Source organism: uncultured Dokdonia sp. (genome assembly GCF_947492535.1).
Classification (GTDB): domain Bacteria; phylum Bacteroidota; class Bacteroidia; order Flavobacteriales; family Flavobacteriaceae; genus Dokdonia.
The window spans coordinates 11,946-27,884 of record NZ_CANLNH010000025.1; the positions used below are offsets into that span (position 1 = coordinate 11,946).

The 15,939-nt window shown below is 34.2% G+C and carries 15 protein-coding genes; 9 read left to right on the forward strand and 6 right to left on the reverse strand.

The features are described 5' to 3' along the window. Positions 1–3: 3 nt before the first annotated feature. The 6 genes from Q1A60_RS20680 to Q1A60_RS20705 all read left to right on the forward strand — a co-directional run bounded on the left by Q1A60_RS20680 (position 4) and on the right by Q1A60_RS20705 (position 7,771). Positions 4–846, forward strand: a complete 843-nt coding sequence (locus Q1A60_RS20680) for an ABC transporter permease (protein ID WP_299769480.1) — start codon at positions 4–6, stop codon at positions 844–846. A gap of 375 nt (positions 847–1,221) precedes the next feature. Beyond that, complete coding sequence (locus Q1A60_RS20685; RefSeq protein WP_299769483.1) at positions 1,222–2,076, forward strand: choice-of-anchor J domain-containing protein; 855 nt, start codon at positions 1,222–1,224, stop codon at positions 2,074–2,076. Between the two features lie 211 nt (positions 2,077–2,287). Further along, positions 2,288–5,251, forward strand: coding sequence for a gliding motility-associated C-terminal domain-containing protein (locus Q1A60_RS20690; RefSeq protein ID WP_299769486.1), 2,964 nt, complete (start codon positions 2,288–2,290; stop codon positions 5,249–5,251). Between the two features lie 60 nt (positions 5,252–5,311). Then, complete coding sequence (locus tag Q1A60_RS20695) at positions 5,312–6,673, forward strand: DEAD/DEAH box helicase (protein ID WP_299769578.1); 1,362 nt, start codon at positions 5,312–5,314, stop codon at positions 6,671–6,673. After that, positions 6,670–7,431, forward strand: a complete 762-nt coding sequence (gene bla / locus Q1A60_RS20700) for a subclass B1 metallo-beta-lactamase (protein WP_299769489.1) — start codon at positions 6,670–6,672, stop codon at positions 7,429–7,431. Before Q1A60_RS20695 ends, bla begins: the two co-directional genes overlap by 4 nt. A gap of 97 nt (positions 7,432–7,528) precedes the next feature. Continuing rightward, the gene (locus Q1A60_RS20705; RefSeq protein WP_299769493.1) at positions 7,529–7,771 is read left to right on the forward strand and encodes a CDGSH iron-sulfur domain-containing protein; all 243 of its coding nucleotides are present in this window, start codon (positions 7,529–7,531) and stop codon (positions 7,769–7,771) included. A gap of 63 nt (positions 7,772–7,834) precedes the next feature. On the opposite strand, the gene Q1A60_RS20710 is transcribed toward Q1A60_RS20705, so the two are convergent. From Q1A60_RS20710 to Q1A60_RS20725, 4 genes are all read right to left on the reverse strand, one after another. Next, the gene (locus Q1A60_RS20710) at positions 7,835–8,641 is read right to left on the reverse strand and encodes a transglutaminase domain-containing protein (protein WP_299769496.1); all 807 of its coding nucleotides are present in this window, start codon (positions 8,639–8,641) and stop codon (positions 7,835–7,837) included. 179 nt (positions 8,642–8,820) lie between these two features. Beyond that, complete coding sequence (locus tag Q1A60_RS20715; protein ID WP_299769499.1) at positions 8,821–10,239, reverse strand: HD domain-containing protein; 1,419 nt, start codon at positions 10,237–10,239, stop codon at positions 8,821–8,823. A 24-nt stretch (positions 10,240–10,263) separates the two neighbouring features. Continuing rightward, positions 10,264–10,824, reverse strand: a complete 561-nt coding sequence (locus Q1A60_RS20720; RefSeq protein WP_299769503.1) for an L-threonylcarbamoyladenylate synthase — start codon at positions 10,822–10,824, stop codon at positions 10,264–10,266. A gap of 4 nt (positions 10,825–10,828) precedes the next feature. Beyond that, positions 10,829–11,944, reverse strand: coding sequence for a glycosyltransferase family 1 protein (locus Q1A60_RS20725; protein ID WP_299769506.1), 1,116 nt, complete (start codon positions 11,942–11,944; stop codon positions 10,829–10,831). Between the two features lie 26 nt (positions 11,945–11,970). Here Q1A60_RS20725 and Q1A60_RS20730 point away from each other — a divergent pair, with 26 nt between their 5' ends. From Q1A60_RS20730 to Q1A60_RS20740, 3 genes are all read left to right on the forward strand, one after another. Then, positions 11,971–12,726 carry a Kdo domain containing protein gene (locus Q1A60_RS20730; RefSeq protein WP_299769509.1) on the forward strand — a complete coding sequence of 252 codons (756 nt, stop codon included), beginning with the start codon at positions 11,971–11,973 and terminating at the stop codon, positions 12,724–12,726. Between the two features lie 149 nt (positions 12,727–12,875). Then, positions 12,876–14,162 (forward strand): DEAD/DEAH box helicase, encoded by a 1,287-nt coding sequence (locus Q1A60_RS20735; protein WP_299769512.1) that lies wholly within the window; start codon positions 12,876–12,878, stop codon positions 14,160–14,162. 9 nt (positions 14,163–14,171) lie between these two features. After that, positions 14,172–14,819, forward strand: a complete 648-nt coding sequence (locus Q1A60_RS20740; RefSeq protein WP_299769515.1) for a DUF547 domain-containing protein — start codon at positions 14,172–14,174, stop codon at positions 14,817–14,819. A gap of 2 nt (positions 14,820–14,821) precedes the next feature. Here Q1A60_RS20740 and Q1A60_RS20745 read toward each other — a convergent pair whose 3' ends face one another. Together Q1A60_RS20745 and Q1A60_RS20750 are read right to left on the reverse strand one after the other, a co-directional pair. After that, the gene (locus Q1A60_RS20745; protein WP_299769518.1) at positions 14,822–15,580 is read right to left on the reverse strand and encodes a hypothetical protein; all 759 of its coding nucleotides are present in this window, start codon (positions 15,578–15,580) and stop codon (positions 14,822–14,824) included. After that, on the reverse strand, positions 15,581–15,871 hold the full coding sequence (locus tag Q1A60_RS20750) for a hypothetical protein (RefSeq protein ID WP_299769522.1): 291 nt from the start codon (positions 15,869–15,871) through the stop codon (positions 15,581–15,583). Positions 15,872–15,939 lie beyond the last annotated feature (68 nt).

The following is a 15,939-nucleotide window of genomic DNA, read 5'->3' on the forward strand; positions in this document are numbered from 1 at the left end:
GCCATGCTACGACTTTTAACTATAGAATATTATAAACTTAAACATAATAAAGTCTCAAGAGTTCTCATCTTAGGGTACTTTATATTACTGTCTGCTATTGCACTTTTGGCGTCTATAAAATTTAATCTTTTTGGAGCAGAGTTTAGACTGGCAGATCAAGGAATCTTTAACTTTCCATACATATGGCATTTTAATACATACATCGCTGCTATTCTTAAATTTTTCCTTGCCGTCGTGATTGTATCTATGACAGCCAATGAATATAGTAATAGGACATTAAAACAAAACTTGATAGATGGACTGAGTAAGAAGGAATTTATCCTCTCTAAATTTATTACTGTTATTGTCTTTTCTGCAATCTCAACCCTTTTCATTTTTATTGTGAGTTTGTTATTAGGATTGTCTTTTTCAGACTTTAATGAGTTTAGTATTGTAACACAAGATTTAGAATATCTATTTGCCTTTTTCTTAAAATTAGTAGGGTTCTTTTCGTTTTGTTTATTCTTAGGGATTCTCATAAAACGATCAGCATTTGCTATAGGATTTTTACTCTTTTGGTACTTTATAGAAGGAATCATTCAACTCATTACATTGTACTTTGAAAACAAGCATAATATTGAGGGATTACGATCTTCTGTGGTACAGTTCTTACCGCTAGAATCTATGAGTAATCTTATAGAGCAACCGTTTACGAGGCTGAATGTAATCCAGTCTGCAGCCAATCAATTACAGACAGATATCGGATTTGATTATGCAGTGCATTGGTATGAGGTAGCAATTGTTTCAGTATGGATTTTTATATTCATCTACTCGTCATATGCGTTACTTAAAAAACGTGATTTATAGTTTTTCGCTTTCGCGAAAATAAATCAAGATATAAAGGAATCAAGAGCCAAGGCAGTAATTTAGTCTTGGCTCTTTTTTTCGCTTCCGCGAAAAACCATTTAGAGCATATTTAGTTGTGTGTATGTATACAGAAATACTTCAGGAAGTCTATATTTTTATAGCAAACGGTTCTTATTCTTGGTTGTTTTTCGCGAAAGCGTATATATAACGGGTATCGGGCAAATGTGTTTTTAAAAAAGTTATTTACTCGATATTCATGAATTCTTGAATATTCCCTCTATTTGTTTACTTATTACCATCTGTGAAAAAATAAATTTGACGTGTATTATTTAATGATACTAAATTTTAGATACACTTATTTTAAATTATTCACAAATGAAAAAAATTACTTTTTTAATTATTTTATTGTTTACATTAACTATTAATGCGCAGATCATCATAGATGAGGGTTTTGATGATATTACGACGCTTACTGATTATTCTATTGTAAATGCTAGTGATATGCCAGGTACAAATTTTGTTCAAGGGATTCCCGATACTTCTTTTCCTGCATTTGATGGCGAACCAAATTCTTATATAGCAGCAAATTTTATGGTAACTGATGGTACAATAATGGATTTATATTTAATATCTCCAGAGTTGATTCTTAAAAACGGAGATGTTATTTCCTTTTTCACAAGAACTATAATTGGAAGTGCTTTCCCCGATCGTCTAGAGGTAAGACTTGATCCTGATGGAGGAGGAGTAAATCCAACTACTGGAGATAATGGGTCGTTTACAGAACTACTTTTATCTATTAATCCAGATCTTGAAGTTGGTGGATATCCTGAAGATTGGGAAAAACAAACTATTGTTGTTTCTGGATTAACAGGAGAGGTTACAACTAGGTTTGCTCTTAGGTATTGGGCTACTGATGCAGGCCCAGTTGGGAATAACTCTAATATTATTGGTATCGATAGACTTGTGGTTGATACTACATTATCTACTGATGAATTTTCTGCAACAAATTTCACATATCTATATAATGTAAACAATAGTGAGTTGCAATTAAATGCTACTGCTCCTATGCAAAATGTAAAAGTATTTAATGTATTAGGACAAGAAATAATAAATAGGAACCTTTCTAATACTGAAGAGACTGTGAGCCTTTCTAATATTTCTAATGGTATATATATAACTCAGGTAACTATAGGCAATACGACAGAAACTTTTAAGTTTGTCAAAAGATAATTTTTAGCACTAAAATAACCATTACAAATTACTAATGGATTGAGTTTATTATTTAAAGCTGAGCAATAATATCATTGCTCAGCTTTTTTGATTTATATATTTATGAATACTACTTTTTAAGCGTATCAATTACTTAGTTCTTTAGGATTGAGGAAGTTTTGATATAGTACATAAAAAAAGAAATGGTACATTTATAGGATACTAGGCAGTTATGCAAAAAAACTACTTTAGAATCCTACTCTTATTTTTGCTTATCTCGCCCTTTTTAAAGGCGCAAGAGATAGAGCAGTTTGCCATTTTTGCAGGACGTTTTGATTATACAGCTATTGGTAACACCCTTAACACAGATGAGAATGGTGATGGAGCTCCTTGTGAAATTCTTACAGAAAGCTCAGCGACCTTAACACTAGAATCAGATCAAACAGTAGAAGCAGCTTATTTATATTGGGCAGGCTCTGGTACGGGAGATTTTGATATTACTCTAAATGGGACACCCCTTACTGCTGAGCGTACATTTGCAGATCAAATAGATGAAGAACGTGTTTTCTTTGCAGGATTTATAGATGTCACGACCATTGTTCAAGAAACAGGATCTGGGGAATATACGTTTGGAGATCTAGATATAACCGATGTAATTCCATTGTATTGCCCCACGGGAACCAATTTTGCAGGTTGGGCCATGACAGTGATTTTTGAAGACCCAGATTTACCTTTAAATCTAGTCAATGTCTTTGATGGGCTCGAAAATGTATCTCAGTTTAATAATGAACTTACTATAGAACTAGAAAATCTAAACGTACTGGATAATGAAAATGCGCGTATTGGTTTTGTAGCTTGGGAAGGAGATGCAGGACTCGCTGTAAATGAAACCCTTTCTATTAATGGAAATACTTTAAGTAACCCTCCCTTAAATCCCGCTAATAATCAATTTAATGGAACCAATAGTTTTACAGGTCAAGATAATCTGTATAATATGGATATTGATTTTTATAGTATAGAAAACAATATTGATATAGGAGATACTTCAGCTACCATTATGCTTACCTCAGGACAAGATTTTGTAATGATTAATAATATCATCACTGTCTTAAATAGCCAGTTGCCAGATGGTATTATTGCTATAGATGCATTTGATGTCACTTGCGGCAGCAGAGATGTTGAAGTCACTTATACGGTGTCAAATATAGGGACAGATCCGTTGCCAGTAGGAACACCCGTTGCATTTTATGCAAATGGTACATTAGTAGAAACTACTGCAATTACTACTGAGATTCTTCCAAATACATCACTTACAGGAACGATTATATTAACAATTCCTGATGAGATCCCTGATGTTTTTACTTTAATAGCTGTTGTAGATGATGATGGAATAGGAAATGGAGAAGTAACAGAATCCAATGAAGTAAATAATGAATCGGCTGGTGTTGCTATAAACCTTAATGTGATAGATATTGAAACACCACTACTCGATATTAATGTCTGTGATGATGTGAGTAATGATCAAATAGCCATTTTTGATTTAACGATTAATGAAGATTTCGCATTAGGAGGACAAACAGGTATTATAGTCACCTATCATGTGAACCAAGCAGATGCTGTAAGTGGGAATAACCCAATTACAAACCCAGAAACCTATACAAATATCACAAATCCACAACAGATTTTTATGCGATTTAGTTTAGAAGTCGATCCCTTATGTGTGCGTATAGAATCTTTTATGTTGGGTGTGGAGGCACAACCTGTGATTCCTGACTTGGAAGATATTACAGTTTGTGATGATCTAAGTAATGATACATTTGCTACGTTCGATGTATCTTCTCAAAATGGAACGATCATAGGAACTCAAACCGATGTTACTATTCAGTTTTTCACAAGTCTTAGTGATGCTCAAACAGAAACAGATCCCATTATAGATCCTGTTAATTTTCAGAATACAGTAAATCCGCAAACTATTTTTGTGAGACTTTCCAATACACTCGCTGAAGATTGTTTTGATATTGCTTCTTTTCAACTTATTGTAGAAGATGTTCCCATTATCGAAAATGAATTAGAAGATCTTTTAGTATGTGACGACCAAGATAATGACGAAGTTTTTACCTTTAATCTTACCATTAATGAAGCACTAGCTATTGGAAATCAAACAGCTGTCACAGTCACTTTTCATCTCACAGAAACCGATGCGATTAATGGAACCAATGCGATTCCAAATCCAGATAGTTTTGATAATACGGCATCTCCACAAACGATATACTTACGTATAGAACAAGATGATGATACGCTTTGCATAACAATAGACTCCTTTTTACTAGAAGTATTTGATCAACCCGTAGTTCCTTCATTAAATGATATTGCTTCCTGTGATGATAGCAGTAATGACGGTCTTTTAGTATTTGATCTTACACAGCAGGAAAGCTTACTATTAGATGGGCAAGAATATGCTGAGGTAAGTTATCATACCACAGTAGAAGAAGCGCAAATGAATACAGGTGCTATACAAAATCCTGATGTTTATCAAAACATTTCAAACCCTCAAACAATCTATGTACGACTAGAAAATCCTGAGAATCCAGTTTGTTTTGATCTTGGAATTTTTGCTATTGAAGCCCTTACTATAGATCCACCACAGTTATTACCAAATATAGAAGCCTGTAATGAAGGCTTTGAAATGGCAACGTTTGATCTTGTAGCAGCATCGGAAGATCTTGTATTATTAGATGATGAAGTGATCACTGGATATTATGAAAACCCTGAAGATGCTTTTAATCAATTAAATCAAATAGAAGACCCATTTGTATATACCAATAGCACAAATCCGCAGATGATTTATATCCGTACGGATAGACCTAGTGAAAGTTGTTATAGTTTGGCTCAGTTTACCTTAACAATAGAGAATTGCTCTCCTTTTGTGCCAGAAGGTTTTTCGCCTAATGAAGATGGCATAAATGATGTCTTTGAAATTAGTAATCTTAAAGATGTATTTAATTATGAATTGAGTATTTATTCTAGATTAGGAAACCTTGTTTATAGAGGAGATAATGAAATTCCGTTTTGGGATGGTACTCCTAATGAAGGGATTGGAGGGAGTGAAGCACCTACAGGAGTATACTTTTGGGTATTGAAATTAAGAGACCCAACTATCGATGATATGGTCGGTTGGGTATACTTAAATCGTTAATACGAATTTCTTACATAAATATGTTAAAATTCACTAGCTTTGCCCGATCCTTCTGATGTTATGACTTTTAGAGAACTAAATCTTAATACTTCTTTGTGGAATGCGTTGGAAGACCTAGGTTTTTCCGAACCCACCTCCATTCAAGAACTCGCTTTTTCCCCTGTAATGTCTGGTAGAGACGTTGTAGGTATTGCCCAAACAGGTACGGGAAAAACGTATGCATATATGCTCCCAATCTTACGAATTCTTACACATTCTCGTCAAGAGACGCCTAGAGTTTTGATTTTGGTGCCTACACGAGAACTTGTTGTTCAGGTAGTTGACGAAATTCATAAAATAGCAACCTATCTTGAGGTACGTGTTGCAGGTGTATATGGAGGCGCAAATATCAACACGCAAAAGAAGTTGATAGCAGAAGGGCAAGATATTATTGTAGCTACGCCAGGACGTTTATATGATCTCGCAGTAAGTAGAGTTTTACAATTAAAAACAATTCAGAAGCTCGTTATAGATGAAGTAGATGTCATGCTGGATTTAGGATTTAGGCCTCAACTCATGAATATCTTTGATATTTTACCTCCTCGTAGACAAAATATTATGTTTTCTGCTACAATGACAGATGATGTAGATGCATTAATCACTGATTTCTTTCAAAAACCAGAACGCATCTCGGTAGCCCGTAGTGGTACTCCTTTAGAAAATATTACTCAGATAGGATATAAGATTCCTAATTTTTATACGAAAGTTAATTTTTTGCTGGATGAACTCGCTTCCGCGAAAGCGTACCCAAAAGCATTACTCTTTACAAGAGATAAACGTATGGCTGATCGTCTTTTTAAAAGACTAGATGAAGCATTTCCTAGACAATGTGAAGTCATACACTCCAATAAAACACAAAACTATCGCTTAAATAGTATTAAAGACTTTGAAGAAGGTGTCGTGCGTATTCTTGTAGCAACAGATGTGATGGCGAGAGGATTGGATATAGATGATATTTCGCACGTAATTAATGTAGATACTCCTAGATATCCAGAAAATTATTTACATCGTATTGGTAGAACAGGTCGTGCACAACGTAAAGGAACGGCTATTGTTTTAACCACACCAAAGGAAGAAAAAGAATTAGAATATATAGAGGAATTAATGCAGTATAAAGTTCCTCAAGTAGTATTGCCAGATACCGTTGTTATATCTGAAGAACTAGCTCCCGAAGAGCGCCCAGAAGCAAAAGAAATTTACAATCCACTTCGTAGAAAAAACATGGAGGATGAAGATGCACCGGGTCCAGCTTTTCACGAGAAAAAAGAAAAAAATCAAAAAGTTAATTTAGGCGGCTCTTATAAGCGAACCATAAAGCAGAAATATAAAAAGCCTAAAACGAGGGGAGATAAAAATTATAATAAAAGGAATAAGCGAAAATGATAAGAAAATTACTTTACACCTGTAGTATTCTTTGTGTTATATCATTAGTATTAACATCATGTATTGGGGGAAATAAGTTTGACCCAGATGCATATGTAAGACCTATAGAGATCGTTAAACTTTCAGAAAATCATTACCAATATATATCCTATTTGAAATTAAAACAATCTGATTATTATCCTTGTAATGGGTATGTTTATATTTCAGAAGGAGAAGCTATTGTTTTTGATACTCCTGTAAATGATAACGATGCCAAATTACTTATAGATTTTGTTCAAGAAGAATTAAAAGCTACGATAAAAGGAGTTGTTGTAAATCATGCTCATAGTGATGCAGCGGGAGGGTTAAAAGCTTTCGCGAAAGCAAATGTACCTTCATACGCTTCTAATAAAACAGCTGCTATTTTAGCAAAAGATTCTATTGTAATCACCTATCCATTTGATGTTAAGCAAGAATTGAAAGTAGGAAATACCATAGTTGAAAACACGTATTTTGGACCTGCACATACGCAAGATAATATTGTGTCTTATATCCAAGAAGAGAGCCTTTTGTTTGGGGGCTGTATGGTACGACCTTTGTTTGGTTCTATAGGAAATACAAAAGATGCAAATACACAACAGTGGCCTAAAACAATTCAAAAAATAAAAGAAGCATATCCAGATGTAAAGACAGTGATCCCAGGCCATGGAGCCAAAGGAGATGTGTCGTTACTAGATTATACCATCCGATTATTTGCGGCTAACGATATAAGCGAGTAATAATTTAGAATAATTCCAAAAGTCTTTATTTATATATTAGACATATAATACTAATTTATAAAAATATGATTTCCGTGTAAACGGAAATAAAAAAGCTATGGAAGACAATAAAAAAAGAGGAGGAGATGCTCCTATTGCTTGTGAGGTAGAAGCTGGAAAAAAATATTCCTGGTGTACCTGTGGTCACAGTGAAAATCAACCTTTTTGTGACGGAGGTCATAAAGCTGCAGAAAGCACACCTAACTTACGTTTTGAGGCTCAAGAAACAGGAACCGTATATCTATGTACGTGTAAATTAACAAAGAATCCTCCGTATTGTGATGGTTCCCATAATAGCTAACGTATATAGTTAGTATAAATTGAAAGAATAAAGAGATGCGTATACATTTGTATACGCATCTCTTTATTTTATAGCATATGTTACTATTGGAATACCGTTTATAAATATAATCACATCTCTTGCTTTGCTATAACCAGGAATACCTAGATCAAATTCTAATGCGCTATTTTGATGGGTATATGTTTTAATGTTTATCGATTCCTTTCCCATTTTTGCTTGTATCCAGGTTACAGGTTCTGTGACATCAAATTTAAACGCGTGTTTTTTGTTCTTGATTAATACTCCCTCAAATGGGTATATTAATTTTACTTTAGTAGGTGTATAATCATATAATAAAGGATTTTCTAAGAATTCTTTTTTAGAGATTTTTGTATCCAAAAGTGAATTGCTATAGATGTCAGGATAGTGATCTAATATAAACAGTTCAGGAGAAGTCATAAAATAATAATAGTTGATATCTGCTTTACTCATATTAAGTGTAGATGCCCATGTAACATCTATAAAGTACTTTTGGTTATCAATAGTAACAATATTCCAAGCATGATCAGAATTATAGCGTCTCCCAATATCTCTTGAAAGCGTTTTAGAAGCCCCAGTTACTACGGTTGTTTTTATCTGTAATGATTCGCATACAGTTTTAAAAAGATAGGAATATCCTTCGCATACAGCTTTCTTTTTAGTGATCACTCTTTTAGAAAGCTTAGCAGCGTATTTTTGTTCTTTTACAATACGATCTTCTTCACTTACATAAGAATAGGAAGGGAAATTACCCTCTTGGATGTCATATTGTACATGGTAAGCTATCCATGTGTAAGCAGCTCTTACCCGTTCTATGTCTGTTTCAAAATCTTTAGAGATTTGATCAGCCAATTGTTTCGGAGAAGAAAATTGCTTTGTATACGATAAAACTAGAGCGTCTACTCGTTCAAGATTTTGAGCTAGTAAGGCATGGCTTAAACATAAAAAAAGGAAGTAAAAGAAATATCTTTTTACCATAATGATCTATACTAAGGTTATATTTATAACGATCGTATTGTCAAATAGTATGTCTATTTTTTTGAAAGTCCGATCTCTTTTCCTTTTTGGATCATAAAAGCATGTGCTGCTTCATGTTCATTAGGAATGATACCTTCCAAAATAGCTTCTTTAATGGCTTCTTTAATAATGCCAATTTCTCTTCCTGGAGCAAGTCCAAACGTCTTCATAATTTCTTCTCCAGATACTGGAGGCTGGAAGTTACGAATGTGATCACGCTCTTCTACTTCTTTTATTTTTTTGCGTACCACCTTAAAGTTGTTGTGGTATCTTTTAAAACGCTTTGGGTTTTTAGTCGTAATATCTGCCTCACATAATGTCATCAAATCTTCAATATAATCTCCTGCATCAAAGACCAATCTTCGTACAGCACTATCTGTCACATGATCTTCAGAAATGACAATAGGTCGCGAACTCATCAACACCATTTTTTGGACAAATTTCATTTTGTCATTCAATGGCATTTTCAAACGCTTAAATAATTTATACACCATTTTAGAACCTACAAACTCATGTCCGTGAAAGGTCCAACCTACTTTTTTGCTAAACTTCTTTGTAGGTGCTTTACCTATATCATGTAATAATGCTGCCCATCGTAGCCAAACATCATTTGTGTTTTTGGAGATATTATCTACGACTTCTAACGTGTGATAGAAATTGTCTTTATGTTTTTGTCCTTCTATTTCATCAATTCCTTTTAAGGCGACAAGCTCAGGAAGTATATACGGAAGCAATCCTGTTTTTTCTAAAAGCAAAAATCCTTTAGAAGGCGTAGGACTTAGCATAATCTTATTAAGTTCGGTTACAATGCGTTCTTTCGTAATGATTTTAATACGATCTGCATTACGAGTAATAGAGGCCAATGATTCTTTTTCGATGGTGAAATTGAGTTGTGTGGCAAAACGAATAGCACGCATCATACGCAACGGGTCATCACTATAGGTAATATCAGGGTCTAAAGGAGTTCTTATGATTCCTTTTTTTAGATCTTCGATACCTCCAAAAGGATCTATAAGTTCACCATAATGAGCGTCATTCAATCGTATGGCGAGTGCATTAATAGTAAAATCACGACGGTTCTGATCATCCTGTAAGCTTCCATTTTCAACGATAGGATTTCGGCTATCTCTAGTATAGGATTCTTTACGAGCACCTACAAATTCCACTTCAGTTTGACCCGCTTGTAGCATGGCAGTTCCATAGGTCTTAAATACTTGCACTTTGGGTTTGTTTGGAAGCAACTGAGACACTTTTCGCGCAAGCTCAATACCACTTCCTACAGCAACCACATCAATATCTTTTGCAGTACCTCGCTTTAAAATATAATCACGCACAAACCCACCTATCACATAGGATTCTAATGCTAATGTATCAGCAGCTTGAGAAATGGTTTTAAAAATAGGGTCAGATAAAGCGTTTTGGTAATTAGGCATTCAGATATATTTGTATGAGGTCTCTTATTTTCTGATCACAGAGACTTTTCCGTCATTGGTTAATTTGATAATAGCAGAAGGTGCGAGGCTTTTCTTTTCTCGATCCAAATTTACAACATAGTCTACGCCTTCCAAAATAACAGGGTCGATCTCTTTAAAGCTTCTAGGCGTAGGAGCTCCACTGATATTTGCACTTGTAGAGACAATCGGTTTTCTGAATTTCTTCAATAAAAAATTGCAAAACTTATTTCGACAGACACGTATCCCTAATGTATTGTCTTCTGCGATTAAATTTTCTGCAATACGTATAGGATCATCATAAATAATCGTGGTAGGTTTGGCAGCATACTTTAAAATATCATACGCAACTTCTGGAATTTCCTCAACGTATTGTTGTAACATTTTAAAGTCACTTACAAGACATATCAACGCTTTACTTTCTGCGCGTTTTTTAAGTTGATATACTTTTTCTATGGCATCAGGATTTGTTGCGTCACAACCTATACCCCATACAGTATCGGTAGGATAAAGGATGAGTCCGCCTCTTTTAAGTGTTGCAATTGCTTTATCGTGTTCTTCTTTCATAATATCAAGATGTAAGACTTCTATAGACGTCTATATATTGTTTTGCGGCAGTAGCCCAACTAAAACTCGTTGCATGTGCTATGTATGCTTTAGAAAGACTATCTGGATTTTTTAAATATGTTTCTAATCCTTTTGTAAAGATATCTGCCATATATGTAGGATCATAATGATCCCAGTAAAATGCATGTGTGCCACCTACTTCGGGCAAAGAGGTGTTATTAGACATAAATACAGGCTTTCCAAATCGCATCGCTTCTATAGGAGGGATGCCAAATCCTTCTCGTAAGGAAGGAAATACAAAAGCAGTACAGTGTTTTAAATAATATTGTTTATCAAATTCAGAAATTTTCCCAGTACATATCACACGATCTTGAAGACCGTGTTTTTTAATACATTCCTGCAATGTTGTTTTTGCATAATCGGTACCATTATTTCCTGCAAGTACTAAGGTATATTCAGGAACTAGTGCTAGCATTTCTACTAGCGTATGAAAGTTTTTACGTGCGCTAAACTCCCCAATGCTAAACAGGAAAGGACCTTCTACTTTTAGTTCAGGAGTATGATTTTCAGGTAGCGTAATAGTTTCTAGCGTATTTCCATTATAGATAATATATTCAGGAATATCAGGTACTTTAAAGTACTTATGAGTAGACTCTTGTGAATATTTTGAAATATAGGTAATCGCATGACTTCGATCTAACTTTGCTTGAAAACGTTGGTTACTCTCATGATGTAGATCTGTAGATACTTCATCTATAAAGTTGACGTCATGCACTGTAAGTACATAGGGAATGTCATGATGCGGTTCAATCTTTACGTTTTGATTTAGAGAATGCCATACATCATACTTTTTTCTAATTCTAAATGGCGCACGTCTATGTAGTGTATAGTACTTTTTATAATCGAAAAAACGACCAAATTCTTTCTGAAAAGGAGCAGTATCTTTTGCATACACCGTACAACGTATGTCAGAAGCTTGCGCTTTGTAAATCCCTTTAATAAGGTGATAATTAAACTGCCCAAAACCTGTTTTTAGGTTTTTGAGATTATGACTTTCTAAAAAAATTGTAGGAATTCTAGACATGCCTGCAAAGATAATTGAAAACTGCTGATTGTTCATTGTTTTATAAACAGTAGTTTTGTAGTGTGAACTATCATATTGCATCCACATATAAAGAGAAAGCAGATCGTCTTTTAGATATTGTGACTCATTTTGAATCACAAGGAAAAAAGTTTGATGAGCGTAATCGTAATTCGTTGAAGTTATTTGAACTTGACGGTGAGACCATTAATATCAAATCCTTCAAAGTTCCTAACCTGATTAATAAGATTGCCTATCGTTATTTTAGAACATCCAAAGCAAGACGCTCTTTTGAGTATGGCAATCAATTATTAGAAAATGGCGTGCTTACGCCAGAGCCTATAGGTTATTTTGAAGAACGAGGTCTCTTTTTTGGAAGGAGTTACTATGTGAGTAAACACTTATCTTATGATTTGACGTATCGCGAACTCATACGTGATTCTGAGTATGTCGGGGATAAGAATATATTGTCCGCTTTCGCGAAATTTACCTACGGTCTCCACCAAAAGAATATTCACTTTCTAGATCATTCTCCAGGAAATACATTGATTGTAATTAAGGATGATGGCTATGATTTCTATTTAGTGGATTTGAATCGTATGGAATTTGGTCCGATGGATTTTAAAACACGCATGTCTAATTTTAGACGTTTGTCGTCTATTGAATCTCAAGTAAAGATGACAGCAGATGCGTATGCTGAAGCGAGTGGGGAAGATGCTACTACCGTGTTTAATGCGATGTGGAAAGACGTGCAAGACTTTCAGGAAGGCTTCCATCGAAAAAAGCGCCTCAAGAAAAAATTGAAGTTCTGGAAACGTTAATATCGTGATTTTAGCGCATAGTTAGATTTTATGCTGGTGGTGTACGCTTTCGCGAAAGCGTATATCTATATAAACACCTAGTAAAATAAGCGTACCTTTGTAGGACACATGAATGACTTATAAAAAATGTCATTTCTTAAGACTTATATATGTCATTTGAATCATTAGGCTTATCTGATGCCTTGCTTAAAGCAGTAAGCAAAAAAGGATATACTACGCCATCACCTATACAAGAAAAAGCGATTCCAGTAGTATTGGAAGGAAAAGACGTACTAGCTTCTGCACAAACAGGAACAGGAAAAACGGCAGGATTTACTTTACCGATGTTGCAACTATTAACACAATCAGAGTCCAGACGTAGACGCCCTATACGTGCATTAGTCCTTACGCCTACGCGTGAGCTAGCAGCACAGGTGTATGATAATGTAAAAGTATATAGCGAGTTTTTAGATATTCGATCGACTGTTATTTTTGGAGGAGTGAATCAAAAACCGCAAGTACGTACCTTACGACAGGGAGTTGATATTTTGATTGCAACACCAGGGCGATTATTAGATTTACAAAACCAAGGAGAAATATCATTATCTAAAATAGAATTTTTAGTGCTTGATGAAGCAGATCGCATGTTGGATATGGGATTTGTGAGAGATATAAAGAAAGTGATTTCTTTAGTTCCTAGAAAGCGTCAAACACTGTTGTTTAGTGCTACGTTTTCTAAAAGTATTAAGGAATTAGCAAGCAGCATGTTGTACAAACCCGTGTTGGTAGAAGCCACTCCAGAAAATACAACTGCCGAAAAGGTAGATCAAACCACGTATCGTGTAGATAAATCTAAAAAAACAAGCCTTGTTACAAAGTTTATCAAAGAAGGCAATTGGGATCAAGTACTCATTTTTACACGTACTAAGCATGGTGCTAATAGATTAAGTCAAAAACTAGATAAGGCAGGAATTACTTCTGCAGCGATTCATGGGAATAAAACGCAAAATGCACGTACAAAAGCATTAGCAGGGTTTAAAAAAGGAACCATACGTGTACTCGTTGCTACAGATATTGCAGCACGAGGTCTTGATATTCCGTTATTGCCTTATGTGATTAATTATGAACTTCCTAATGTGCCGGAAGATTATGTACATCGTATAGGTCGTACAGGAAGAGCAGGAGCCAGCGGACAAGCAATTTCCTTAGTGGGTGTAGATGAAAAAGAATATGTAAGAGGTATTGAAAAATTATTAGGAGAACGTTTACCTAGTAACATCGTACCAGGCTTTGAACCTACAGATACCATCGAAGAATTAAAAGCTAGAGCTGCCGAAAATAAACAACAACATAGACAGTCTAGAAATAATAGATCAAAGAATAATTCTCAAAAAAGTGAAGGTTCGAATTCAAGTTCGAGAAACAGTCGAAATCGAAACAGAAGAAGGAATAGATAAGTACGAGTGATGGTTTTTGATGCTAAATCCTTTTCTAAAGATTTAAAAATAGCACGGTATGCTTATCAATATGGCGATGTTATACGACATACATTGATTGAAGAATATCTTAATTCTTTAAAAGAAATAGATCTTACCGTATATCAAAATGATACTGCAAAACTTGCTTTTTGGCTTAATGTATATAATGGATTGACTAATTATGCCATTATCAAGTTTGAGATTAAAGAGTCTATGAAAGAACAAGTAGATTTCTTTAAGAGACCTTTAGTTTTTATAGGAACATTAGAATTTTCGTTAGACGATATTGAACATGGTCTTTTACGTCGTAATGCAAGAGCACATATAGAAAAAAAAGACCCTAAACTACGATTGATGGTCGATGCGATAGACTATCGAATCCATTTTGCATTAAACTGTGGAGCAACATCATGTCCAGCCATTGCGTTCTATACAGAAAAACACCTAGAAGAAGAACTTACACAGGCAGAAATTTCTTTTGTATCACAAGAGTTTATTGTAAACCATGAAGAGAAAATCATTTCTTGTTCTTCTCTATTTGAATGGTATCGAGACGATTTTGAAAATCGTTTTCTAAATGATTCTAGATATGATGAGTATGAGGTGATATTAAAAGAATATAACTGGAAAATATGAAGTTATAACTTAAACCATTGTATATAGTCTCTATCTGCTGAAATTATAATTCGATTTCGTTGATATAAAGCCTTTTTGGGAAGTTGAATTTTAATATAGTACAATGTGATAATCCCAGTCTGTGTTCTTTTGGTCCCTTCTCTTATTTCAGTTATATGAGTTGGAGTATCATTAATGAAAATTCCTTTTAAAATACTTCTTAAAGAATTTTTATATCCCCCTTTTTCTGACTCAAGTTCAATCCAAATATATTTATCATTAATTTTTATCGGACGTTGTTTTCTAGAATCACTAAAAATATCTGTTATTCCTAAAAACAAATCATTCCTATATCTAGGTATTGGATCAGGTTTTGGTATTGGTTTGGGTTCTGGAGTTGGTTCAGGTGTTGGTTCGGATTCTCGAGTTGGTTCAGGTGTTGGTTCGGATTCTGGAGTTGGTTCGGGCTCTGGAGTCGGTTCAGGTGTTGGTTCGGGTTCAGGAGTTGGCTCAGGTGTTGGCTCAGTTTTTGATTTTGGAATGCTCTTGTATAGAATTTTATTCTTTATAAGAGTATCAAGAGTACATACAATGAGTTCATATTCATAATTTATAGTATCAACTTGGGTGAATTTATTTTTATTACTAAATAATAATTCTTGTAACTCAATAATATGCTCCTTTTCTTTTTTTATTTCTTTGTGTAGATGTCTATTTTGAAATAGACCTACTAAAATATAAATGATTAGTAATGAATATGAAAAATAAAGGTTTCGTTTCATTTACTTTTCTTTAGCTAGATTATCTAAAATACCTTTTATATAAGCTTGATTTTCTTTTACTTCAGATAATTTTTCGTCAAATCTTTCTTTTTGAGAACTAAATTGATTAATCATTTCTTTATCTAAGTCTTTGGTAGTTTTTGTAAGTTCTGTTATTTGATTTTTCATATCAAAAAACGTAGCAACATTTACACCAATAGAAATCCCAAATCCAATCAAAATTATAATAGAATGTAGTTTGAGATTAACTTTTGTGTCTTCAATATCTAGGGTTTTATTTTTTTTAGACATAGTTTGAATTATATATTAATATAAAGAAAGGCAAAACATGTTTTATTCTTTTACGGTTTTCCGTAACT

What these genes read in the sequence shown, in the direction of transcription:
- Q1A60_RS20680 (WP_299769480.1), top strand. Translation starts at nt 4, where the DNA reads ATGCTACGACTTTTAACTATAGAATATTATAAACTTAAACATAATAAA.
- Q1A60_RS20685 (WP_299769483.1), top strand. Translation starts at nt 1,222, where the DNA reads ATGAAAAAAATTACTTTTTTAATTATTTTATTGTTTACATTAACTATT.
- Q1A60_RS20690 (WP_299769486.1), top strand. Translation starts at nt 2,288, where the DNA reads ATGCAAAAAAACTACTTTAGAATCCTACTCTTATTTTTGCTTATCTCG.
- Q1A60_RS20695 (WP_299769578.1), top strand. Translation starts at nt 5,312, where the DNA reads ATGACTTTTAGAGAACTAAATCTTAATACTTCTTTGTGGAATGCGTTG.
- bla (WP_299769489.1), top strand. Translation starts at nt 6,670, where the DNA reads ATGATAAGAAAATTACTTTACACCTGTAGTATTCTTTGTGTTATATCA.
- Q1A60_RS20705 (WP_299769493.1), top strand. Translation starts at nt 7,529, where the DNA reads ATGGAAGACAATAAAAAAAGAGGAGGAGATGCTCCTATTGCTTGTGAG.
- Q1A60_RS20715 (WP_299769499.1), bottom strand. Translation starts at nt 10,239, where the DNA reads ATGCCTAATTACCAAAACGCTTTATCTGACCCTATTTTTAAAACCATT.
- Q1A60_RS20720 (WP_299769503.1), bottom strand. Translation starts at nt 10,824, where the DNA reads ATGAAAGAAGAACACGATAAAGCAATTGCAACACTTAAAAGAGGCGGA.
- Q1A60_RS20725 (WP_299769506.1), bottom strand. Translation starts at nt 11,944, where the DNA reads ATGAACAATCAGCAGTTTTCAATTATCTTTGCAGGCATGTCTAGAATT.
- Q1A60_RS20735 (WP_299769512.1), top strand. Translation starts at nt 12,876, where the DNA reads ATGTCATTTGAATCATTAGGCTTATCTGATGCCTTGCTTAAAGCAGTA.
- Q1A60_RS20740 (WP_299769515.1), top strand. Translation starts at nt 14,172, where the DNA reads ATGGTTTTTGATGCTAAATCCTTTTCTAAAGATTTAAAAATAGCACGG.
- Q1A60_RS20745 (WP_299769518.1), bottom strand. Translation starts at nt 15,580, where the DNA reads ATGAAACGAAACCTTTATTTTTCATATTCATTACTAATCATTTATATT.
- Q1A60_RS20750 (WP_299769522.1), bottom strand. Translation starts at nt 15,871, where the DNA reads ATGTCTAAAAAAAATAAAACCCTAGATATTGAAGACACAAAAGTTAAT.